The organism is Maledivibacter halophilus, assembly GCF_900167445.1.
In the GTDB taxonomy this organism is placed as follows: domain Bacteria; phylum Bacillota; class Clostridia; order Peptostreptococcales; family Caminicellaceae; genus Maledivibacter; species Maledivibacter halophilus.
This window is the reverse complement of sequence record NZ_FUZT01000003.1, coordinates 340,334-366,202: the sequence shown is the minus strand read 5'-3', so window position 1 is coordinate 366,202 and position 25,869 is coordinate 340,334. Positions and strand designations below refer to the sequence as shown.

The 25,869-nt window shown below is 35.0% G+C and carries 12 protein-coding genes; all 12 read left to right on the top strand.

Annotation, left to right across the window (positions count from 1 at the left end):
* The first annotated feature begins 23 nt into the window (after window positions 1-23).
* The 12 genes from B5X81_RS07695 to B5X81_RS07640 all read left to right on the top strand — a co-directional run bounded on the left by B5X81_RS07695 (window position 24) and on the right by B5X81_RS07640 (window position 25,860).
* Window positions 24-6,308, top strand: a complete 6,285-nt coding sequence (locus tag B5X81_RS07695) for an IPT/TIG domain-containing protein (protein ID WP_079490682.1) — start codon at window positions 24-26, stop codon at window positions 6,306-6,308.
* 13 nt (window positions 6,309-6,321) lie between these two features.
* Entirely contained in the window at window positions 6,322-7,971 is a 1,650-nt protein-coding gene (locus tag B5X81_RS07690; protein WP_208985012.1) for a hypothetical protein, read from the top strand.
* Between the two features lie 13 nt (window positions 7,972-7,984).
* Window positions 7,985-9,511 carry an S-layer homology domain-containing protein gene (locus B5X81_RS07685; protein WP_208985011.1) on the top strand — a complete coding sequence of 509 codons (1,527 nt, stop codon included), beginning with the start codon at window positions 7,985-7,987 and terminating at the stop codon, window positions 9,509-9,511.
* 15 nt (window positions 9,512-9,526) lie between these two features.
* Window positions 9,527-10,936, top strand: coding sequence for a S41 family peptidase (locus B5X81_RS07680; protein WP_079490681.1), 1,410 nt, complete (start codon window positions 9,527-9,529; stop codon window positions 10,934-10,936).
* 197 nt (window positions 10,937-11,133) lie between these two features.
* On the top strand, window positions 11,134-12,738 hold the full coding sequence (locus B5X81_RS07675; protein ID WP_079490680.1) for a CTP synthase: 1,605 nt from the start codon (window positions 11,134-11,136) through the stop codon (window positions 12,736-12,738).
* A 403-nt stretch (window positions 12,739-13,141) separates the two neighbouring features.
* A complete protein-coding gene (locus B5X81_RS07670; RefSeq protein ID WP_079490679.1) occupies window positions 13,142-15,895 on the top strand; it encodes an S-layer homology domain-containing protein in 2,754 nt (917 codons plus the stop codon).
* A gap of 440 nt (window positions 15,896-16,335) precedes the next feature.
* Window positions 16,336-19,599 (top strand): S-layer homology domain-containing protein, encoded by a 3,264-nt coding sequence (locus B5X81_RS07665; protein ID WP_079490677.1) that lies wholly within the window; start codon window positions 16,336-16,338, stop codon window positions 19,597-19,599.
* A gap of 107 nt (window positions 19,600-19,706) precedes the next feature.
* A complete protein-coding gene (locus tag B5X81_RS07660) occupies window positions 19,707-21,770 on the top strand; it encodes a hypothetical protein (RefSeq protein WP_079490675.1) in 2,064 nt (687 codons plus the stop codon).
* Window positions 21,771-21,877: 107 nt separating this feature from the next.
* A complete protein-coding gene (locus B5X81_RS07655) occupies window positions 21,878-22,636 on the top strand; it encodes a hypothetical protein (RefSeq protein ID WP_079490674.1) in 759 nt (252 codons plus the stop codon).
* 139 nt (window positions 22,637-22,775) lie between these two features.
* Window positions 22,776-23,018: a hypothetical protein gene (locus tag B5X81_RS07650; RefSeq protein ID WP_079490672.1), complete on the top strand. Its 243-nt coding sequence runs from the start codon at window positions 22,776-22,778 to the stop codon at window positions 23,016-23,018.
* Between the two features lie 119 nt (window positions 23,019-23,137).
* Window positions 23,138-25,000 (top strand): helix-turn-helix domain-containing protein, encoded by a 1,863-nt coding sequence (locus tag B5X81_RS07645; protein ID WP_079490670.1) that lies wholly within the window; start codon window positions 23,138-23,140, stop codon window positions 24,998-25,000.
* Window positions 25,001-25,407: 407 nt separating this feature from the next.
* Window positions 25,408-25,860 (top strand): sigma-70 family RNA polymerase sigma factor, encoded by a 453-nt coding sequence (locus B5X81_RS07640; RefSeq protein WP_079490668.1) that lies wholly within the window; start codon window positions 25,408-25,410, stop codon window positions 25,858-25,860.
* The last annotated feature ends 9 nt before the right edge of the window (window positions 25,861-25,869 follow it).

Here is a 25,869-nt window from a genome sequence, read left to right as displayed (position 1 = left end):
TCTAATAAGGTGGTGGAAGCATAATGAAGAAAATAAAATACAAAGGATTTATTAAGAGAATATTTGGCTTATTCATGGCCTTTTTAATGCTTTTTGGCATGGGCGGCTGGGAGAGTATAATAGCTAATGCCCTTGATCCAGACAATTTTAAGGTAGATTCAGTAACCATTTATAAGATATATAACAGAAACAGAAATCTAGAAACTAGAAGAGTTTTGATTTATGGAAGCAATATTAAAAATGCTGAGGTAGGTATCCAAACAAGCAGCGGATACCAATCTCTTACCAGTAGAACCACAAATTCTGAAGGTATTCTTCAATTTGATTTAGACGATGACCAGCTTGGAAGTTTATTAGTAATAGAGGGATATAAAATTGCTTTGAATGAAGAAAATATGCCTACTCTATCAGGAGTTACAAGACGGGTTGAAAGGAATTCTGCTGATTCTGATGGTGAAATAGTTCTTCAAGGCTCAAATCTGGATAAAATTGGAATAGATGACAGCGGCGTGGGTGGCGCGAAAATAATAGGTAAATACGAGCATCTTGGAGCGGAAACCATTTTTGAAAACAGGGCTTTGGAAAATGATCTATATAAAAAATCTAATTTAACAGGAGATCTTGGACTTCAAAATATTATCTTTGAAAAAAAAGAATCTGACTCCGTTGATTTTCCAGATAATAATGGTACAGTTGTAGATGTAACCATTACATATACTTATCAAGAGCAATTTAGACTAGTAGAATCAATTGACAACCTCAGGGACCTAAAAATGTTTCCAAACCGTGGAGAGAAAGGTGATAAGGTATATTTTACAGCCCAGGACTTAGATGAATATGATGTTTTCTTTCTAACTGATATAAACGGAACCGACCCTTATACAAATGAAAACAAAGGAAAAAATAAGACCTTTTTACCGGATTCAGGAGATACCGAAGGAGAAGATGTTTTAACGGTAGAAGTACCTGATATTCCTGTAGGGGAATATTATGTTGTTCTTACAAACGCAGTTGCCCAGGATAAGGATCCCATGGATGAAGTGAATCAGGTTTATATTGTAAGAGTAGACAACAATGATGAAGATTCAGAAGCAGAGAAATTTCATGTTATTGATGGAAAAACCAAAGCCAAGATTATAAATGTTCAACCAAATACAGGACCTGACTCTGGACAGGAGGTAACAATATCCGGGGAGTTTTTAGGAACCTTAAATATACCAGAGTTTACTTTAACAGAAACAGACCCACCTATTTATAAGAAAAGTGTAGAAGCTGATTCAAATGAAGAGAAATTGATAATAAAATATGAAGGGGATCCAAGTGATTCAGTAATTGGTACCTATAACAACTTTGATGTTATGAAAGTAACTAGAACTATAAATATAACAATTGGCGGCAAGGCAAAATTTGCCAAAGATTCCTCAGGAAGCAGCTATGACTACAGCTTTACTGACAACTTAGATAAAATAAAGGTTATTACACCCCAGATAACTGACGCAGAAGATGACCCTGTAAAGGATGTAGTAGCTGAAATTGAAACAATCTTTGAAATTAAGAAAGTTGATGAAGATGGGAACCCAATTACAGATACAATCCCCATAAAAGAAAGAGCAGAGCTAAAGGACGGCTATACCTATATACCAAGTAAATTGACCCCTGATATTACAGAAATAGTTCCTGAAAAAATACAGGTGGAAGATAATGGAGCTGACTATGAAGTAACAGATGATATTCTTATTGGTATCTATGGAGAAAACTTTGCAGTACATAAGTATGATGACGGCAGTGGAGACAAAAAAATAATGTATCCCCAGGTGGAAATTGGCGAGGTGGTATTAAATAAAAGCTTTTCTACTGAGGATGATTATGATCCAAATGCGGATATAAAGATATTTAATGATGCAGGAGAAGAATTAGACGGTACAGAGGGAAATGAAATAGGAACTAAGATACTGGTGACAATTCCAAAGGGAACTACCATCACCACCCTTGGAAAAACCTTTGTAAAAATAACGAATCCAGTTAGAAACTCTGAAAACCCTGGGTTGAGTATTCAGAAAAACAATGCCGTAGAATTTGTAATGCCCGATGCAAATAAAATTCCTGTAATTAATAATGTGGATCCCAATGTAGTAACCGTAGAAGGGGGAGAAGAAGTAGAAATAACAGGAAGTAACTTTCAAGATGGAGTAAGGGTATTTATAGACGGAGTAGAAGTTGAAAATATCAATCGCTCCCAGGATGGAAAGAACATAACCTTCACATCACAGGGTGGAAGAGAGGGAGAAACCCAGCTTATAGTTATGAATGAAGGCGGAGGAATGGATACATTTCCATTTACCTATGTAAAAACCTATACAAATCCCAAAATAACTAGTTTTTCACCTAAGGAAGGAGAAACGGGAACCCTTGTAGTTGTAACTGGAGATAACTTTCTACTTCCCGATCCTACAGCAAATGAAGATAGTATTTTAAAGCTTATAGGAACAAGGATTTTTTTAGAAGGACAGGATATCAACACCTATAATCTAAAGGATTCAACCAAGGAAATTAAGCTTTTAGATTATGCTGCCCCCGATGGAAAAAAGGTATTGACCATATCAAATGGAACCTTAGAGCTTCAAGATTATTACCACAGCATAGTGCTTCACAACGAAGACGACGATACTTTCTATACCATAGAAAAAGATGTAAAGGACAATCCATATATTACAAACGGAGTTGATGAAAAATATAAGCTTTCAGCCGATGGCTCTAATATAAAGGCAGACAAGGTAGGGGGAGGGTCATTTACTCTTTCAGTTGATACCGACGGAAGAGGAGATTATATTTCACTTGACGGTAAAACTCTTAGAATAAAGACCCCCTTTAAAATAGAGAACAATGTAATTATAGGAGATAATGTAGAGGTTATAGGTAAAAATCAAATACGCTTTAAAGTGCCTATTCTACCGGCTGATGGCTATTATGACCTTGCAGTAGTAAACCCTGATACCAAAAAAGATATCAAAAAAGACGAGGAAGGCTTTTACTATTTCAAACAGCCCCAATCAAAACCTCAAATTGAAAAAATAGAACCTGAGCAAGGATCAACTGAAGGTGGATATACCATAACTATTTCCGGTAGTGAATTTGAAGATAATGGAAGCTCTAAAACAAAGGTTATTATAAATGGAGTAGAAGTAGAGGCAGATGATGTAGAGGTAAATACCGATGGAACAGAAATAAAGGCTGTAGTACCTCCCTATGACGGAGATTTGAGTGAGGAATTAAATACCGACAGGATAACCGTACCTGTTGTGGTTGTAAACCCCGATGGAGGAAGTGACAGCAAGGAGGATGGATTTACCTATGTTATTCCCTCCAGTAATCCTGAGATTACCAAGATAGTTCCTCAAAGTGGAAATGCAGCTGGGGGAGATATTGTTGAAATAACAGGCTCCGATTTTAGATATTTTGAGCCCTTTAACGATAAAAACAGGAATAAAGAGCGAGATGAAGATGAGGATTATGAAGATATAAATGGAGATGGAATATGGAATAATGAAGAACAGATTGGAACAGAAGAGGATTGGACAGAGCCCAGAGACTTTGATCATGAAGAATACGATCAATACTTTGCATCACCCATATTACCAAAGGTGTATTTTGGAGATAAGGAAGCTAAAATTGTTGAATTTTCAAAGGGATACCTTAAGGTAATACTTCCTCCTAGCAGAGAGGAAGAGGTTGATGTCTACATAGTAAATAATGACTCTGGAATTTCAAATAGAGTTAATTTTACCTATGACAGCTCCAACCCTTCCATTGATTCAGTTACACCTGGTGAAGGAAGGAAACAAGGCTATGACAAGGTTGAAATAAAGGGAAAGAATTTTCAAAAAAGCTATATCAAAGTGTATCAGTATGATTCAACTGGGGATGTAATTTTGAAAAATCTATCCACAGTACTTGTGAACTTTGGAAGAATAACCAATACAGAAATAGAAAGAGATGAAGAAAACTCAGGACTTATAAACAACTCAAGGGCAACCATAAAGCTTGAGGGAGGCTTTAAAGCAGAATACGATGGAGCAAATGATAAACTGAAGCTTTCTATTGAGGAATATGATCTTATATATCAAGGAGAAATAACAGACTATGATAATAGTGATATATACGTAGATGTAAGTATACTTAAGGATTCTGAAGGCAATTCCTATAGAGGACATGAGTTAATACGTCTATGGATTGAAGATAGAAGACTTTTTGTGGAGAGAGGATATTCTCCAAAGGTTGAATATATAAGCTCGGAGCAGATTATGGTTTATACCCCCAGCTATTATACCATAGGGACAGTCCCTCTTATTGTAATAAATCCCGATGGAGGAGAAGGAGAGGCGGAATTCACCTATAAAAACCCCGACAGTTCTCCTGAGATTACTAATATTACAAAGGAAGGAAGGGACCCTGTAGAAAAGGACAATGCCTTAGTTCTGGAAGTAACCTATAAGGGTGGAAATACAGTTAGTATACATGGAAAGGACTTTAGAGAGGGAGCAGTAATCAAGATTTCTGATCTGCTTACAATAGAAGAAGGGGATATTACTTATCAATTGCCCAACAAATTCACCTTTACTATGCCGGGAGTTTCTGAAGACAATGTAGGGAATATGTATAGAGCTGTTGTTATAAATAAGGATGGGGGTACAGCGGCTTCCGATGAAGCAGATCCCCCTATATATATCCAATTTATAAAGGGAGAAACCTTTCCCCAGATAGGCTCTCTTACTCCTGATAAAGGACCCAGCACTGGAGGGACCAAAGTTACTATTAAAGGGGAAGATTTCAGAGATGTTATGAATGGCAGTGAAATTGCTGTATATTTTGGAAGCACAAAGGTTCCCCAAAGGGATGTAGAAGTAATAAATTATCAAACCATCGTAGTTTATACACCACCCCATGATCCAGGGGAAGTTGAAGTAAAAGTTGAAAATCCCGATGGAGAGCTGTCAGTACCTGTGGGAATTTTCACCTACATAAGCGCTCCCAAGATAACCTCTGTAGTAGATACAGAGGATGAGAACAAGATATATACTATCTCAGTAGAGGGTGGAGAAAAAATAAGGATCAAGGGTTCAGGCTTTGATACTGGTGCAAGGGTGATATTTAATCCTGTACTTGAAGAAGTAGGAGATGAGGAATCCCCAGAAGGTGAAATAGTATATATTGGAGAAAAAATTTATGTGCTAAAGGAAGGTATAGAAGCACCTGATGTAGAATATCAAGATACAGAGACATTGGATGTTACAACTCCTGAAGGCGCAATGGGAGATTTGACTATAATAGTTATAAATTCCGATGGTGGTGGAAGTAATATATATGAGGGCCTTGAATATGGACTGCCGGATATAGCTGCTCCAGTCAATGTAGTTGCAACTCTTATGTATGATAAATATATAAAAGTAGACTGGAAAAAAACAGAAAAAGCCTTTGACTATGAAGTGTTTGTTATGATAGATGATGGGGGAGCCCAGTACATAGGCTCAACTGATTCAACATCCTTTATATTTGAAGATTTAGAGAAAAAAACAGATTATAGATTTTTGATAAAATCCGTTGGAGAATACGGAGAATCCTCTGAGTATGGAAAAAGTAATACAGTTTCAACTGGAAGAAAAGTTGAGGAAATTGAAGATGAGGATGGTGAAATCGCTGAAGATACAAATATTCAGCAAGTGGGAAATAGACTAGAAATCATTGTTGGAACATCGGATTATGACGATGATAATATAGAGCTAGATCTTACAAAAACCCAGTATGCAGGAATAAAGGAGATAACAATAGATATGCCTGCAAAGGTAATATCAAGCAGTGATGCACAGGATATAAAAATAGTTGGAGGAGAATTTGACTTAAAGTTTAACCCTAAAATCTTTTATAATACTACCATAAGGGAAAATAGATCAAATGAAGATGTAGGAGTAAGATTTAGAATTGATTTTGGATCTGAAGCCTTAGAGGAGAATAACAAAAAATTATCTGAAGGATATTTATCCAAGACCTTTGTATTGGAAGGTAAACTCTTTGATGGCGAAAAATATAGTGATATTGAACATCTTAAATCAGGATTTGAGATAGCAATTGACTTTGATTTGAAAAAGGCCAATATGAGAAGATACAAAAGAATAGAACTGTGTAGATATGATGAATATGAAGGAGCATGGACATCTATTGCAGCTAGAACCCATGACTATACTTCAAATATACGAGCAATATCAGATAGATTGGGTAAATATTCAATAATAGGGAAAAGACAAAGCCAGTAGGGAGCGATAATAGATGAAAAAGAAAAATATAGCATTTATTATTCTATGTATATTCTTGATTAATGCTTTTTCAATTGCCTATGCTTTACAGCCTGCTAATAAAAGGATAGTAGAAGGCTTTTATAATGGCATTGATGGGGAAGAAATAGAAATAGAAGGATATGATGGAACTATCCATAAGCTATCCTTGACTGAGGATGCCATAATAAAAATTGATAACAGAGAAGCACAGCTCTCAGATTTTAGAGCAGGAATAGAAGTTTATGGAGAGCTTAGAGGGTGGAGGCTGAGACACCTTGAGGGCTATTCCACCTCAAACCTGGGATATATAGAAGAGGGAGGAAAATTCAGAAGTGGAACAATCAAAACAATTGACAGAAATCAATTGACAATCAGGCTTCCCTGGGGAGAGGAACAGACCTATTATACCTCTGAATCAACAATACTACTAAAGGATAATAAAGCTGTAAATCCCGATGTACTCTATGAAGGAGACAGAGTTAAGCTCTATTTTGATGAAATTAATTCTAATATAATCAGCAAAATGGAAATACAAAGCGATTCATCTATAAAAATAAAGGAGCTTTGCAGGGGAAATATTAAACTTGCAGATCCCTATGAAGACAGTATTACTCTTGGGGATGTTGAAGTATTTAGAAACGGAGACTGGGAGACCTTAGGGGATTCAATGACTATTGAATATTCATCAGATACCCCTATATATATAGGGGGCAGCAAAATTCCCCCTGAAAAGCTTAAGTATTACTATGGCAAAAGGGCATACATGGCCCTTAAAGATTCCTTTGGACATAATAAAATCGAAAAAATGGTTATAAAAAACCTTTATGAAAGGGGATATTCAGATAAAATAGAAGAAATAAACTGGTATACTGAATATCTAGAGTTAGCCAATAATAAAGTCAATTTAGGCTTCAATGACGGAACAATAATCATAAAGAGCGGCAGGATGGTAGATAAGTATTCATTAAATCCAGATAGCGATGCCCTGATCATATCCGATGGAAGAAATAGTAGAAGCATCATAGATGTTATTTACGTATATAATGAAAATATAAACAACTCAAATATAGGACAGGCATATATATATGCAGGAGAGCTTGAAGAAATAACAAGAAACAAAGTTATATTAGATGATTTCTTCCTCCTTGAAGAAAATGAATGGGAATCCTTTGGTGACGATAAGGAGCTGTACTATGACGATGATACATATATATTTGACCTTGAAAATAATGAAAAAATAACAGCTGAGGAGTTTTTCGAGAGGGATTATTCCGTAGATGATGATAATGATGACGATGAAGATGACTGGTATGGATATATATATACCGATGGAGATAGGATATCCTCCATTCTTGTAAAGGAAAAACTTGATTCCTTAAATAGTCAAAGAGTGACAAATGGAGTAGTAGAAAAGGTATATGAGAATTCTTTAGTAGGATGGAAAATTCAGCTTAGGGATGGAAGAGATTGGAGCTCTAGAAAAGAACAATGGATGGCAAGGGGGTCAAACTTGCATGTTCTTATAGAAGACGCTATGATAATAAAGGATAACAAAATGATCCTGCCTGAGGAATTAAAACCAGAGGACAGATTATACTTGATAAGGAAAGGCAGTAAAGGGAAAATTGTTCTTGTAAAATAAAGGGGGAAAAATAGTGAAGAGGATTACAGCCATAGCAATGACAATAATTATGTGTATCATTCCCTTTAAAGGATGGGCAATGCCTATGGATTTTGCAGGTGGAGTTCATAACGAATATGAGTATGCTGAGATAGTATTTTTGACCGGTGAACCTATTAAATTTGTGGGAGAGTATAGTGTTAAAGTTAGTGAAAGGAAGGATGAACAAATAATCAAATATGATTTTAGATTGGCTCCAGAAGATAAAGACATAGAGGGAAGACTTACCAGAAGACTTACACTTATAACAAAATATGATAAGAGAAATGATAAGGGACAGACCATAGCCTATACAGAGATAGATGATAACTATAAGGAAAATATTACAATAGAAGATGAAGAATTTGACTTAGAGGATTATCAGTTTTCAAAATCCGATGTTATAGACAATAGACCTGCTTCCGATTTTTATTCTGGAAATTTTAAAGGAAGAAAATATTACAAATATTATAGAGACAATGAAGAAAATGGTAAGGTTATAGTTGATATTTCTGGTGGAGATGTGGGCTATAAAAATTTCTGGGGTGGAACAGAAACTCAAATTTTAGATCATATAATAAATTTTCAAGGATTTGTCCTTGAAGACGATGAGGAAGATGAAGAGGATGCTGAAGAAATTAGTTGGCAGGGAACAGTGAATATACAGACCTCCGACAGCACTACAAAAACCCTAAAATACTCTGAAAATGAAGCCAATTTTTCCAGCTTCAGTGGAGGACATTTGAGGGCAACAAATCAAGAGGTAGTATCAGAATACAGATATGATTTACCTAAATTTAGAGATAATATACCTAGGAGAGGTAAAAGAGATAAAGATACTATAAGCTTATCGCGAAAAATGAATCCAAAGGTTGAAAGATTGATTATTCCTAAATTCAAGGACGTATCGGGACACTGGGCCCAGGATTATATCGAAAAGCTTTACTCCCTTGATGTATTTGAAGGAAGTTCGACCTTTTTCCTGCCAGATACACCTATGACGAGGGTAGAATTCATAAAGGGTATCATAAAAGCATGTAATATGAGACCTACATTGGATGAGGAAGAGAGTACCAGAAGAAGACCAAGGCGAAGAAATGAAGAGCCGGAAGAATCCTATTTTAGTGATATGGATGTAGAAGATCAAGATTATAGTGATATAAAGCAGGCTGTAGAAAAGGGCGTAATAAAGGGTACAAACAGCAGTGAATTTAGGCCCGATGAACCCCTTGTGAAGGCTGAAGCAATAACAATATTGATAAGAGCTTTAGGTTTTGAATCCAAGTCTCCTACACCGGGGTACTACATGGCCTTTGATGATGATGAAGAAATCCCCTATTGGGCTAGAGACTATGTATATGTTGCAAATGAATTTGGCCTTGTTACCGGGGATACAGGTAATAATATAAATCCTGATAAAATCATGACAAGGGCTGAAGCCTCTGCAATGATGGTAAGGTTTTTAGAGTTTTTACAAAGAGATCTTCAAAAAGATTATAGAGAAAATATAGTTAATTTTTAACTGAGGAGGCAAAATATGTTTAGATCAATGAAATTTAAAAAAATATCCATAGCATTAGTTGTAATAATTGCTTTACTGGCAACTGGACTTTCCTATGCCAATAAAGTTTCTGAAGAATCTTTAAGCTTAAATGACAGGTTGAATTACCTAGGTGGCATGGTAAGATTTGTTCAAGAAAAATATAAATATGATGTAACAGAAGAAGAACTGATGGAAGCAGCATACAATGGGCTATTTGATGCATTGGATGTTCACAGCACCTATTTTAGTCCCGATGATTACGAGGATTTTAATGTGGACAGCTCAGGAACCTACGCAGGAATAGGGATATCAGTTGGTGTAAGAAATGAAAAAATCACAATAATAGCTCCAATAAAGGGTACACCTGGAGAAAAAGCAGGACTGAAATCTGGAGATATTATCAAATCAGTAGATGGTGTTGACGTCAGCAATGCAAATATACAAAAGGCAATAAAATTAATGAGGGGAAAGGAAGGTACCAAGGTTAGTATTGGTATCTCCAGAGGAAATAACCCTCAGATATTATACTTTGATATAGAAAGGGCCATAGTAGAAGTAAACCCTGTAGAATATGAAGTGATAGAAGATAATATAGGATATATAAAAATAACAACCTTTAATGAAAATACCTATGAGAATATGAAAAAGGCATTGGATGATCTTTTGGCAAAGAATGTAAAGGGCTTTATCGTAGACGTTAGAGACAACCCAGGTGGAATACTAGGTGAAGTAGAAAAGGTTGCAGATTATTTTGTTCCAAAGGATGAACCTATTGTACACATAGAATTTAAAGGTGATTTGAAAAATACCTATAAGGCAAAAAGAGAAAAGATAGACAAACCACTGGTAGTATTGGTTAATGGCGGCAGTGCAAGTGCTTCAGAAATATTTGCAGGTGCTGTCAAGACTACAAACTCAGGTACAATAATAGGAACCCAAACCTATGGTAAGGGAACTGTACAAACCGTTGCATCTCTTTCAAATGGTGGGGGAATAAAGATAACAATAGCAGAATATTTAACATCAGATAAAAGTAAAATCGATGGTATAGGAGTAACACCGGATATAGTTATAAAAAATGTTAGTGAAGAAGATAATAAAGACATTCCTCAGTTTGTACCTATGATAGAGGATGTAAATCCAAAGCTGGGTGATAAGGGATTGAATATTTATGGAGCACAGCAAAGACTTAAATTTATAGGATATGAAGTTGAAATCACAGGAATAATGGACGAAGAAACCATAGAAGCTATAAAACAATTCCAAAGGGCTCAAGAAATATCACCTTCAGGCCAGTTAGATTTCCCTACAAGGGAGAAAATGAATCAAAAGGTACTTAGGGTATATAGCAATGGCACAGAAGACCTACAGCTTGAAAAAGCCATAGAAGTAGTTGGAAAATAAAAACCCCTTGACGACAATAAAACCTCAGTATATACTATTGTAATTGAGGAAATTGTAAAAAAAGAGCACCCCAAGAGGGTGCCCTGCCAATAGAGGAAGTTACAGACAAGGTAGGTCACCCCGAGGGGTGACCTCTCACTATTTTTGAAGGAAATCTAAATTATGGAATTTGCTTAACCAACAGAAGGAGGTAATTTATGTCAGCGAAATATATCTTCATCACAGGAGGAGTAGTATCCTCCCTTGGCAAAGGAATAACAGCAGCCTCACTAGGACAGCTATTAAAATCAAGAGGACTAAAGGTAACGATCCAAAAATTTGACCCCTATATCAATGTAGACCCTGGAACAATGAGCCCTTATCAGCATGGAGAAGTATTTGTAACAGAGGATGGAGCAGAAACAGACCTTGACCTTGGACATTACGAAAGATTTATAGACATTAACCTCAACAAATACAGCAATGTAACCACAGGAAAAATATACTGGTCAGTCCTCAACAAAGAAAGAAAGGGAGATTATCTGGGAGCAACGGTACAGGTGATTCCCCATATAACCAATGAAATAAAGGATAGAGTATTTAGAGTAAGCAGAGACAGCAATCCCGACATAGTAATCACAGAAATAGGTGGTACAGTAGGGGACATAGAGAGCCTTCCCTTCATGGAAGCAATAAGACAAATAAAATACGATGTAGGTAAAGAAAATATAATGTATATACATGTTACATTAATACCCTATCTTGCAAAGGCAGGAGAACTGAAAACAAAGCCCACCCAGCATAGTGTAAAGCAGCTTAGAGAAATAGGAATACAGCCCGATGTAATAGTATGTAGAACCGAAAGACCTATCTCAGAGGAAATAAAGGATAAAATAGGACTATTCTGTAATTTAGATCCAAATAATGTAGTACAAAACCCCGATGCCGACTCCTTATATGAAGTTCCCTTAATATTGGAGGAGGAAGGATTACCGGAGCTAGTATGTAATAGATTAAACCTTCAATGTCAAAAGCCAAACCTAGAGGAATGGAAAAAAATCGTTGAAATAGAAATGAATCCAAAAAAAGAAGTGAAAATAGCTCTAATAGGTAAATACGTAGAACTAAAGGATGCCTACCTTTCAGTGGCAGAGGCATTAAAGCATGCAGGAATAGCCAATGAAGCCAAGGTTGAAATCCACTGGGTACATTCAGAGTATCTAACTGAAGAAAACATAAACTTAAAGTTAAAGGATGCAGATGGAATACTTATTCCAGGAGGCTTTGGCGATAGAGGAGTAGAAGGAAAAATATTAGCTGCAAAATACGCCAGGGAAAATAAAATACCCTTCCTTGGAATATGCCTTGGAATGCAGCTGGCAGTAGTAGAATTTGCCCGAAACGTAGTAGGACTAAAGGATGCCCACAGCTCAGAGCTGGATCCAAATACCACAAGTCCCGTTATAGACCTTATGCCGGAGCAAAAAGACATAGAAGACCTTGGAGGTACAATGAGACTTGGAACATATCCTTGTAAAGTCTATGAAGGAACAAAGGCAAAGGATGCATATAAAGAGGACCTCATATATGAAAGACACAGACATAGATATGAGTTCAACAACCATTTTAGAGAAAAGCTGACGGAAAAGGGACTTATAATAAGCGGAATATCCCCAGATGAAAGACTGGTGGAAATAATTGAACTAAAGGATCACCCCTGGTATGTGGCAGGACAATTCCACCCGGAATTTAAGTCAAGACCCACAAGACCCCATCCACTCTTTAGGGACTTAATAAAGGCGGCTCTAAAAAACAATAAATAGAGATAAAGTAAAGAATATAGAGATGAAAAAAGAGATGCTACGAAGGAAAAAGTAGTATCTCTTTTTTTATTCCCCACGGGAACAAAGGTTCTATAATCCAATGCAGGAAACCATGCCTAACTTTAGCTAAAAATAAATAAATATACAAAGGTTTCCAAATAATATTATTATGTAAACCTAGTGTAACAAATTGTAATATAGTTGTAATGGACTATAAAGAAAACAAATAGTATAATGGATTATGTCAAGCGGAGAAAATATTTATTGTTATTTATAAATAAATATACATCACTAAAGACAAAGCTTTTAATGAGGAAAATTCCAAAAACAGATTTTCCCATTAATATATAAAATTAACCTATGCCGATAGGCAAAAATTTAAAGAAAACAGGGAGGAAGAAAAATGAAGAAAATTCTTTCATTAGTATTAGTACTTTCAATGGTACTTGGAAGCCTAGGATTTGCATTTGCGGCTCCAGCAGATGTTGAAGGTACAGATTATGAAGATGCTGTAACAAGACTTGTGGCATTAGAAATCCTATCAGGATTTCCAGATGGAACATTTAGACCAAACGAAACAATAACAAGAGCACAATTTGCAAAAATAATGGTTACTGCTCTTGGAGTTGGTGAAGCGGCACAATACGCGGGAGGACAAACATTATTCTCTGACGTGGCTGCAAATCACTGGGCTGCTGGATACATCAATGTAGCTTCTGATATGAAAATTATCAATGGTTATGGAGATGGAAACTTTGGACCAGAAGATCAAGTAACTTATGCACAAGCAGTTACTATGATAGTAAGAGCTCTTGGATATGAGCCAAAGGCAACTGCAATGGGTGGATATCCTGGAGGATACCTTGCAGTAGGTGCTGAAAAGAATATTACTGAAGATGTAAATATAGTAGATGCAATGGCAGCAACTCGTGGAGACGTGGCTAAAATGGTAGATGCTTCTCTTACAGTGCCAATGATGGTTCAAACATCTTGGGGAGAATACCCAGAGTACGAAGAAGATGAAAATAAAACACTTATGACTACAAAGCTAGGTGTTGACGAAATCAAATCAGTAGATGATACATTAGCTATAGTTACTGCTGTACCAAATACTGACAGTTCACTTGAAGAAAATGAAATCAAAATCAATGGTAAAGATTACAAATTATTAGTTGATGCAGATTATGATGCACTTTTAGGTTTAGAAGTAACAGCATGGGCTGATGATGATGAAATAGTATTCCTAGAAATTGAAACAGATGAAGACGATATATTATTTGATAGTGTAGCTGAAAACTCAACTAAAGATGAAGTAAAACTTTATGTTGATGATGAAGGATATCAATGGGCAAAGGGAGCAAAGGCTTACGTTAACTTTGAAGAAGTAGATGTAGATGAAATTCCTGCAAATGCATATGGATATTTCGTATTCAATGACAGTGAAGAAGTTGCTTATGCTAACTTATTTGAATTTGGTGAAGTTGAAGCAGGTGTAGTATTTGATGCTGATGGTGACGTATTCAAATATGTTGACAGAGACGGTGACGACAACAATGAATTAGATTTAGCTGATTATGAAGATGGAGTATTTGTTTACAATGAAAAAATGCAAGCAATTGACAAGGATCAAATAAAAGAAAATAGTGCAATCTACGGTTGGGAAGATAGTGATGAACTATACTTAATCGTTATAAACAAAGCAGTAAACGGAGAACTTAATAGAGTTAAAGATGATCAGATACAAGTAGATGAAGAAGCTTATGACAGACATGCATCAAATGGTGCAGTTTACTCAGATGATAAATTTGACAGCTTCGGTATCTATGATGATAGAAAAGATTTAGATAACCTTAATGGAGAAACAGTAACAGTAGTATTAGATTTAAATGGTGAAGTTCAGTTAATCTTTGGTGATAGTGAAGCTACTAGTGGAACTATGTATGGTATTGTAACTTATGGTGAAGCTGGATCAAAATCAGAAGCAACAGTATTCACAAAAGAAGATGAAGTAAACTATGAATTTGAAACTAGAGCAGATGGTTCTAGACTTGAAGATTTACAATACTTTGAAAATCAAGATTCAAACAATGGTAACGATGATTTATCCTTTGCAGCAATGGAGTTTAAGCTTAACTCTGATGGAGAAATTTCCGATGGAGAAGCAAATATAGTTGAACTTGTATATGCCGGTGACAATTTACCAGCAGCTGCAGAAGGTGAAAACTATGAAATAGGAGATTTAACTAAGTCAACTGATTCTGACAGATTAGATGTTCAGGGACATAGATACTATATCTCTGAAGACACAGTATTCATGACAGCATTAGATTCAAATAGTAAAGACGAAGGTGAATTAGACCCAGCAGTAATCGACTATGAAGAAATCTATGAAAATGCAATTGAAGGTAGTAGAGTTTTAGTATTTGGTGACCAAGGTAAAGATGCAGAAATGATTGTATTCCTAGACAAAGACTTTGAAGGTGCTGACGATGACGTTTATTACGGTGTTGTATTAGACCAGTGGACTACAAGCGATAACGATATGGCTAAAATTGATGTTGCAGGAGAAGGCGTAAATGAATATGCAGTTAAAGATGAAGATGACTTCCAAGTTGGTGACTTAGTTGCATTCAAGCTAAACACTGATAATAAAGCAGTACTAGCAAGCGAAGCAGATAATCAAGATGTTGACGAAGATGGAATCAAGTACAACGATGGTTGGGTAGAAGATCTTAATGATAGTGAAGATAGAAAATTAGATACATCAGCTGTAATCTATGAAGATGACACTGACGAATTAGAAAACAAAGTGGCTAGATCTAAAGTAGATAACTATGAAGTATTTAAATATCTTTACAATGATGAAGGTATCATAGTGGCAGCTATTGTTTCAGAAGAAAGTGATGAAGATACTCAAGACAATAAAACAGAAACAGGTGTTGTATCTTATATCAACACTTCAGGAACAAAGATCGCAGTTGATGGAACTGTTTACACATTAGATGAAGATACAACGCTCTATGATGCAGAAGGTAATTTAATTGCAATTGGAAACACAGATATAAAAGATAATATAGTAAAAAATCAAACAGAAGTAAATATTCTTGAAGTTGAAGATGGAGTAGTTGTAGAATTATCCCTTGTTGAAGAGGAATAGGATACAAAAGAAACAATAAACACGAAAAAAATCTATACATTTATGTATAGGTTTTTTTCGTGTTTTTGCTTTAAAAAAGATTTTAAAAAAATTCTAAAAAACATGATGAAATACTAGTGAAAACAACATGTAATAATATTGTAATATAAATCGCATTGAATGGGAAAAAAAATTATGGTATTATATCGTTAGTGATTAATCTATATATTCCCTGATTAGGATAAAAAAATACATATTAGGTTTATATTTCTTAGGCAGGCTATTTGAACAACTTGAGTTTTATATTACTCAATCTTATTATGTTAGAAGGTGGATTTGATTTTAAATCTTTTCCACTTCTATAGATTTAACCCATTTTATTCTCAGTGGGAAGGATATAAAGGGTTGATTCAAAAATCTCACTACAAAAAAAGAACAAAATAAAAGGAGGAAATTTAAACATGAGAAAGATACTTTCATTAGTATTGGTACTTTCAATGGTACTTGGAAGCTTCGGATTTGCTTTCGCAGCTCCAGCAGATGTTGAAGGTACAGATTATGAAGATGCTGTAACAAGATTAATAGCATTAGAAATCGTATCTGGTTATGACGATGGAGAATTCAAACCAGAAAAAACAATTACAAGAGCAGAATTTGCTAAGATAATGATTCATGCAGTTGGAGTAGGTGAATCTGCACAATACAGCAAAGGAGCAACTGCTTTTAGCGATGTTCCTGCAGGACACTGGGCTTCAGGATACATTAACCAAGCAGCAGGTATGGAAATCATAAATGGTCGTGGTGATGGAACATTTGGACCAGAAGATAAAGTAACTTACGCTCAAGCAGTTACTATGATAGTAAGGGCATTAGGATATGAGCCTAAAGCACAAGCTATGGGTGGATATCCAAATGGATACCTTGCAGTGGCTGCAGAAGAAGACATTACAGATGACATTTCATTTGCAGACGCATCAGCAGCAACTCGTGGAGACGTTGCTAAGATGGTAGATGCATCTTTAGATGTTAACTTAATGTATCAAGCTACTTGGGGAGACACTCCAGAGTATAAAAATGATGATGATGACAAAACTCTTTTAAAGACAAAGCTACATATTGATGAAATAGAAGGTGTAGTTACTGCAGTACCAAATATTAAGAGTTCATTAAAAGATAATGAAATCGAAGTAGACAGTGAAGACGATGGTAGTGACATATATGAATTATTAATAGGTGATGTTAACCTTGATACACTTCTTGGATTAGAAGTAACAATCTGGGCTGACGATGATCAAATAGTTAACTTAGAAGTTGACACTGATGAAGACAATATTAAATTTGACACTATAGTTAAAAAAGATTCAGATGATGAAGTAGTTTATCTTTATGTTGATGATGAAGAATATGACTGGGCTAAAAATGCAGAAGTTTATGTAAACTTCGAAGAAGAAAAATTAGACAAAATTCCAGCAGACGCATATGGTTATTTTGTACTTAACGATGATGACGAAGTAGCTTATGCTAATTTATTCGACTTTGGTGAAGTTGAAGCTGGTGTTGTATTCAAGATAGACGATGATGAATACGAATTCGTTGATAGAACTGGTGATGAAGAAACTTTAGATCTATCTGATTATGATGATGGCGTATTTGTTTACAATGAAAAATTTGAAGTAATTGACATCGATGATGTTGATGTAAACAGTGCAATCTATGCATGGGAAGATAGCGATGAGCTATACTTAGTAGTTAAAAACTCTACAGTAAGTGGAGAGCTTGAAAAAGTTAAAAATGACGAAGTGAAGATAGACGGAGAAAATTATGACAAGGCATATGATGGAGCAGCATATTCAGATGATGAGTTTGACAGCTTCAAAGCATATTCAAACAAAGATAGTTTAGACGATATCAATGGAGAAGAAGTAACTGCAGTATTAGACTTAAATGATGAAGTTCAATTAATCTTCAGTGATACTAAAGCTACTAGCGCAACTAAGTATGCTGTAGTAACTTATGCAGACTTTGGTTCAAAGGCAGAGGTAGAAGTTGTTATACCAGACGCTGAAGGTGACGAAGAAGAAGCTAAGTATGAGTTTGATGATAGAAGCGATGCTAAGCCATTAAGAGACATAGATGAAGACTATTGGTTTGACAGTGTTGAAGATGGATTAGAATTTGCTATTATGCAGTTCAAACTTAACAAAGATGGCGACATCGATGATGAAGATTTAAAAATCGAATTAGTAGAAAATAGTTTATTGACAAATAATGATGCTCCTGCAATAGAAAAAGACAGTGATGAAGATGTTTTATATTTAGTAGACAAAGATGGAGACAAAACTAAGTTCTACATTGATGAAGATACAGTTTTCATGACTGCATTAGATGATGAGTCAGAATTAGATCCAAAGGTTATAAGCTATAAATCAATATATGAATCTGAATTCAAAGCTGAATCAGATGAGAGAGCAGTTATACTTGGTAAACCAGGTAAAGACGCTGATATGGTTGTATTCATAGATCCAGAATTCGAAGGCGTTGACGATGATGTTTACTTTGGTGTTGTAACTGAAGATGTTGGAACAGCAGGTAACGGTGACGATGATATAGTTGCAATAGATGTTTTCGAAAAAGGTGAAGACGATTACGTATTAGAAGACGAAGATGACTTTGGCAATGGAGATATTGTTGCTTTCAAAATGAATACTGATGATGAAGCAAAACTTGATAAGTCTTATGACATCATAGAAGACAGATATGTTAAATTTGATAAAGATGAAGATGGCGATAAAGACGATGATTATGTAGTTGTTAATGGAGAATCCATGAGATTAGCTAAAGGCGTTGTAGTTTGGATTCTTGATGAAGATAAAGAAGCTGATGATCCAGGTAAAGTTAAAGATATCGCTGATTACAAATACTTCAAGGCTGTAAGAGATGATGACAACAAAGGCGAAATCGTGGCAATTACACTTCGTGAAGAATTAAAAGATTCTGATGAAGGTGGCAGCGAAGGTGATGAAGGTACAGTAGATTATGTTGGTAGTAACAGAATTATAATTGATGGCGATCGTAAAGAAATAGATGAAGATACAATTCTTTATGATAAAGATGGAAAAAAAGTTCTTGCAATGGGTGAAGATATCCAAGATGAACTTAAAGAAGGAATGAGAGTAGAAGTAATTGAGTATGATGAAGATGATGAAGATTTAATCGTAGAGCTTAAGCTTCTTGGCGATCCTATAGACAAATCTGATTTAGAAGATGCTATAGAAGATGCTGAAGATTTTCTAAAAGATAATGACGAAGATGATTATGATTCTGATCTTTGGAATGATTTAGAAGATGCATTAAAAGATGCTGAAGAAGTTATGGAAGATTCAGATGATGAAGAAGAAATAGAAGATGCTGTAAAAGCTATTGAAGATGCTATTGATGCGTTGGAAGATTCTGTTGGTGGAGATGAAGAAATTACAGTTACAGTAAGACCTACAGAAAGTACTATCGGTGTTGTTGTGGAAGTTAAAGTAGAAGGATATGATGATGCAGCAACTTATATGGTAGAAACTGCTCAAGGAGAAGATGTAGCTTTAGAACCAGTAGATTTAGGTGATGAAGCAGTAACATTTGGTGTTAAAGAAGGCGATACTGTAAAAGTAACTTTATATGATGCTGATGGTGAAGTTATAGCTGAAGATGTAGAAGTAGAAGTAGAAGCAAAATAAGTTAAAGAAGTAAAACAATAAGTTAAAAATGTAAGAAGCAATTTAAGTGCCAAAGCACTTAAATTGCTTTCCTAAAAATATTAAAATATTAAGGAGGAATACCCTAAATGAAGAAATTTAGAGTTCTAAGCTTAGTTATAGTGTTTATGCTTATGTTTTCCTCAGTTGCTATGGCTGCTGGAGTTCCTAGTAACATAGTAATTATTGGAAATAAAGCATACGAACTAGAACTATTAGATGACGCTTCCTACATACCTGAATTGCAACGAGCAGTTGCAGAAGCTAATGGAAGTATTTTATTTAAAACTCCAACAGGTAATCTTAAAAATGCTGTTGATATGACTGATGTAGAAGAAAGTGTTTTACCAGATACAATTACTTTGAAAAAAGCTGACGGAACTACTGAGGAGATTGAAATTGATCATTCAGTGGTTGTTGAGAGTGTAAGTGCTATTGACAAGACAATTGAACTAAATGTAGCAGCGTTTGAAGCAGAAGAAGATGCAACAGCAAAGGTTGCTATTTTTGCACTTGATGATGAAGGTGCAAAGACTGGAACTGCAATAGTTACAGCTAATTCTGCTGAAATCATAGATAATGTTGTAACATTTGATGTTAGCAGCAAAACTTTTGGTGATGATGAATATGTTGTTGAAGTAACAATCGGTGAAGCAACACAAGAAGTTAATGTAGCTCTTGAATTTGATGCAGTTGAAACATTAGTTGCTGATATTAATGCAGCTACTGCAGCTCAATTAGCAACTCTTTTAGCTGATGAAGCTTATTTCACAGGCTTTGATGTAGCTAAAGTTGATGCTTACTATACTGCAAAAGAAGCTGCTAAGCCTCTTAGCACTGTAGCAGAAGTTCAAGAAGATGTTGTAGATGCTGTTGCTGCAAATTCAGAATTTGATGCTTTTGAAGAAGAGTTAACAGATGCTGAAGTAACCAGTGAATATGCTAAATACCTAGTATTAAAAGGACAATTCAGCAACGTATTAGATGCAAATATGGATGCATACATGGATACAGCTGGACCAATCTTTGATACTGATTTAAATACTCTTGATGGAGCTATGACTGATTTCGATGCTATATCAGATGCAATTGATGTAATCAACCTTGATGCAGTTGTAGCTGGAGACGACGGAATTGTATTTGGAAGCATAGATGGATCAAAACCATCTGAGCTAAATGCATACAAATCAGCATTAGAGGCACTTGTATTAGTAAATGATGAAGTTACAGATAGTAATGGAGATACTAAAGCGGAGATTATAGAAGCAATAGATGCTGAATTAGAAGCAATTGCTGACGCTCGTGAAGCAGCAGATGCTGAAATCGTAAAAGCTGAAACAGCATTGGCAGACTTTGTAGCAGCTAATGGTGAAGTTCCAGCAGAAGGTGCTGTAACTGAATATGATGATCTTGTAGCAGCAATTGAAGCTTTAGAAAAAGAAGACTTAACAAAAACTGAACTTGCTCTTACAACTTTGACTCCTGCAATTGCAGCACTTGAAGCTGAAACGTTAGATTTAACTATAGTACAAGATGCTAAAGATGCAATGGCAGACTTTGAAGCAGCTTGGAAAGTAGCATATGATGAAGATTATACTACTGGTAGTGCATCATATGATGCATTGGCTGGTAGTGTTACAACTCTAGAAGGTGATCCTACAGATGCTACTGCTCTTGCAGCACTAAAAGCTGATGTGAATACTTCTGGAAGTGTTAAACATCTAGGAGCAGAAACAGAAAAATTAGTTATTTATGCAGACGCATTGAATACAAAATCTGCAGCTGAAATGAGAACATTATTATTTGATTTACAACCAGCTAACGAATTTACAAACTTAACTCCAAACGCAGCTAAAGCTGAATTTGCTCAATACGTAATTGATGCATTAGCTGAAGAAGCAACAGCTCCAGCAGACTTTGATGCTTTACAAACTGCGATATTTACTACTGGTTATTTAGGAGATTATACAACTTTAATCAGCGATGTAAATGGAGCAGCAGATATAGCAGCTATGATTACAGCTTTAGAAGCTATCAGCGAAGATTATGATGCACTTGGTGCAGAAGCTAAAGCAGATATAGCTGGAGTAGTATTTGAAGTTAAAGCTGACCTAGAAACAATTGCTGAAATTGAAGCAGCAATGGGACTATAATTAAGAATTATAACTAACTCAGTAATGAGTTGATACAAGCATACCCCTAGGGATTTAATCCTTGGGGGTTTTGTTGTATAATTGGGTAAAAAGGAGGGTAGGGGATTATGGGGAGTCAAGAAATATTATTCCTTGTAAAGTTTGGTAGAAGGGAACATTTAGTAGAGCTTGAGAATGGAAAAGTATATTTTTCTAACAGTGGCCGCTTTAACGATATTGAAAAAGAGCAACTGAAAAAAGGTCAGGGCGATACTTTAGATGGGAGAATGTTAATAAATGCTACTGATGTTGTAATAAGAGACCATGAAAGTGATAAAGTAATAAATAGAATAGATGAAGCAATCATGAATATGGGGTTTGACGGAGTGAATAAAATGCCTGTATTTTGTTTAACTTCTGGATTCATTACAGATTGTGAATACTATTATTCTGCCAATAGATATAAAATAAAATTTGACAAGGAGAAGGAAAGAATAATTAGAGAACACTTTGGAGATGCAGATTCTGCATTAGTGATAGAGACACCAAAAGATTTTATAAGGTGTGTTACCCAAGCTTTTGAAGAAAAGTGCTACTCAGAATTAGTCCGTTATTATGATATGTCGATATTAACAATGGATAGATTAGAATATCTGACGGGGGCATCTGATAGGTTCAATAATAAGAGAGTATTTACAATGACAACAGACAATGTTTATAGACACTTGTACTGCAAAGATGATTTTTTTATACAACAACAGGAATTTCGATTTGTTGTTCCTGAGATTACTATAACTAATCCTAAGACTTTTGATATTGAGAAAGGCTTTAAGTCAAGACTTGTAAGTGTTGACGATTTTTTTAATGGCATTGAAGTTGGAATATAGCAGTTGGCCAAGAGAGAAACCTTAAGTCTTAGAATCCATTTTTGTATCCTAGTATCTGCAGGTAGTATAAGAAATATTTAGCTTTATGCATAGTAAAATCCCCACCCTATTTCTATATATAAAGTAGGAGGGGATAAAAATGAGATTTGAAGAACTTAGTAAAAAACATCAGGAGTTTTTAATGTATTGTTTATCAGATTATATTAAAGGTAAGATTAGAAAGGGATCTATGGATGGCATAATATTTCCAAGCTATGATGATTACAAGAATTTCTTTGATGAGTTTGATGAAGAGTATGAAATAGTTGATGGACTTCCAGAGTCGGAGGCTGCTAATTCGTTTTCAGTAAAGTTTAAAGTAGTATTAGAAGTAGATAAGTAAAAAGCACCCTGGCTGGATTAGCTTCTCTTGGGATTAGAGAGGCTGTCGAGCTGGGGTGTTTTTTGTCTGAAAATTCATATCGTTTTATGTTATAATTTATCTAAAGGGGAGGGGATTTTATGGTAAAAAATCGTTCTTTTATAAATTATATATCAGATAGATTTTATAATGATTTTTACTCCTACTTAGAGGAACATATAGAGGGAAACCATGACAACTTAGATTTAGACATACAAAATGTTCATAATGTAGGAGAGGTTATTCTTACAGATATGGAAATTAAAATGGCATCAATCAATGATTTACCAGGGATGGAAATTGAATTTGATGTTGTAATAGATGCTGAGATTAAGGTTTCTGAAGGTGACTATCACTATGATGATTATGATTTATGCAATCAATGGTTTTTATTAAACTGTAAAGGCAATCTAGAAAAGTCCTTAGATGACTTTCATATTATAGGTATAGAAGTATATACTCAAAGAAATAAAATTGAAAAACCTTTATCAGATGCTCTAGTACCTTATATTAATAAGGAAGAACTAGATTCAGTTGCTAGAGATTTTTTAGAAAGATACTATCCTGAAATGCTAAAAAGACCCATGCCCCTAGATCCAATAGAGCTTGCTGATAAGATGGAACTTAAAGTAGAAGTAAGAGAAATAACCAAGGATATGTCTATCTTTGGGCAGATATATTTTCATAATTCACAGGCAGAGCTTTATGACCCTCATATAGATGAAATGGTAATTGAAGAAGTTAAAGCAGGAACAATATTTGTAGATCCAAAGGCATATTTTTTAAGAAATTTAGGAGCGGTAAATAATACTATAGTTCATGAATGCGTTCATTGGGATAAGCATAGAAAAGCTTTTGAACTAGAAAGACTATATAATGAAAACGCTACCAAAATAAAATGTAAAGTAGTAGGAGGCATAAAAGATGGAGAAAAAGATGCCACAGGATGGATGGAATGGCATGCAAATGCACTAGCACCTAGAATTCAAATGCCACTTTCATCATTTAAAACTAAGGCCTTTGAAGTTATAAAGCGATTTAAAAAAGAGCTAGAAACTCCTGAAATTATTGATGTAATACAACCTGCAATAGATGAACTAGCAATCTTTTTCTGTGTATCAAGACTAGCAGCTAAAATTAGAATGATTGATTCAGGCTATGAAGAAGCAGCAGGAGCATTTTTATATATTAATGGCCAATATGTAAAGCCACATAGCTTTAAGAAAGGAACCCTAAAAAGAAATCAAACCTTTTCTATTCCTGCAGAAGATGCTGCAATTCAAAGTTTAATTAATCCAGAAATTAGAGAAGGAAATTATATATATGTAGATTCACATTTTGTATTTAACCATCCTAAATATGTAGGAGAAAATCTACTAGGTGAAACTGTATTAACTAGATATGCCCTAACCCATATGGATGAATGCTGTTTAATATTTGACCTAGCAATTAAGTCTGATGGTGTTAAAGAAAGGTATTACACAGAATGTTATTTAAATAGAGATGAAAGCTCTGCAGTAGTATTTGATATTTCATATAATGATGGCTACCAGCATGCAAGTCCTGAAAAACAAAGTAAACTTCTTAAAGAGCAGGTCTTGGAAGAATATCGTATATATAGGCAATTGACAACAGACTATAGGACTTGCTTTGAAATAGTTAAAGATTGGAGAGGTATCACCTACGAAGAATTAGGTGAAAAGGTACTATTAAATGAAAGAACAGTTAGACGGATAATGAAAGGTGAGACTAAAGGATCTATTAACTCAATAGTCGCACTATGTCTCGCACTTAAATTACCACCTAAAATTAGCTCCCATATAATTAATTGTTCGCCACATTCATTAGATATACATAATAACACAAGTCATCAATGGTATGACTTTGTACTTACTCACAAGTTTCCTGAATCAATGAATAGTATAAGGGATTTCTTGTTATCTGTTAATGCAGATCCATTATAAAAATTAAATTATTTTCTATAAAATCGGGCATGGCATGTCCGTTTTTAATGCTTAGTTTCAAAGAGCTATGCATGAATCCAACTAAAGGATTTATGTATGGCTCTTTTTTTGTGCATTTTTAGCCATTACAAAGCGGGCATGAAGTGTCCGACATGGGGGTTATTAAATGACCTAAACTAATAGTAGAGGTAGAAAAAAGAAAATATGTTCTAAAGCAAATAGTAAAAATTGAAGTTTAAATCTATTTAAATAATAGGGGGTAAATTTATTAATTAGGAATTAAACCTTCCTATTAAACAATTAATCTAAAGATATTCAAAGCAGCCGAAAGGCTCACTTAATAAAAAAAAGGTGAGTTTTTTGGCTGATTGTCATGCTCTTTTCTCATCTGGGAAAGGAGCATTTTTATGCAAAGACCTTTAACTGTTAAATACCAAGGTAAGAGAAAGGAAATTAATTTATTTATCGAGGATTGCCCAGACGATATCGAAATTCGTACACAGCTTCAAGATCCTAATTATAAAGCAGATTGGAAAACAGCTTATCTGGATTCCCATTATGAAGAAAGATTGAACAATCAGAAAGAATCTAGGGAAGATAGGCATTCATCATTAGAATCATTCACTTATGAAGATGCAAAATATTTTTCTAGCAGATGTAACCCTCATGAAATTCTAGAAGAAAAGGAAAGGATAAATTCCCTCATTTCCCTTTGTACTGAAAATCAGCAAGAAATATTAATTCTTCACTATCTTGAAGGATATTCAAAAACGGAAATTGCTAAGATGCGAGGTGTAGATGAATCTGCAATTAGAAGAACAATTAATCGTGCTATTGCAACAATAAAAAGAAATTTATAATAGGCCGTC

Coding starts and splice junctions, on each gene's coding strand:
- B5X81_RS07690 (WP_208985012.1), top strand. CDS start 6,322: ATGAAAAAGAAAAATATAGCATTTATTATTCTATGTATATTCTTGATT.
- B5X81_RS07645 (WP_079490670.1), top strand. CDS start 23,138: ATGGTAAAAAATCGTTCTTTTATAAATTATATATCAGATAGATTTTAT.
- B5X81_RS07665 (WP_079490677.1), top strand. CDS start 16,336: ATGAGAAAGATACTTTCATTAGTATTGGTACTTTCAATGGTACTTGGA.
- B5X81_RS07660 (WP_079490675.1), top strand. CDS start 19,707: ATGAAGAAATTTAGAGTTCTAAGCTTAGTTATAGTGTTTATGCTTATG.
- B5X81_RS07680 (WP_079490681.1), top strand. CDS start 9,527: ATGTTTAGATCAATGAAATTTAAAAAAATATCCATAGCATTAGTTGTA.
- B5X81_RS07640 (WP_079490668.1), top strand. CDS start 25,408: ATGCAAAGACCTTTAACTGTTAAATACCAAGGTAAGAGAAAGGAAATT.
- B5X81_RS07670 (WP_079490679.1), top strand. CDS start 13,142: ATGAAGAAAATTCTTTCATTAGTATTAGTACTTTCAATGGTACTTGGA.
- B5X81_RS07675 (WP_079490680.1), top strand. CDS start 11,134: ATGTCAGCGAAATATATCTTCATCACAGGAGGAGTAGTATCCTCCCTT.
- B5X81_RS07695 (WP_079490682.1), top strand. CDS start 24: ATGAAGAAAATAAAATACAAAGGATTTATTAAGAGAATATTTGGCTTA.
- B5X81_RS07655 (WP_079490674.1), top strand. CDS start 21,878: ATGGGGAGTCAAGAAATATTATTCCTTGTAAAGTTTGGTAGAAGGGAA.
- B5X81_RS07650 (WP_079490672.1), top strand. CDS start 22,776: ATGAGATTTGAAGAACTTAGTAAAAAACATCAGGAGTTTTTAATGTAT.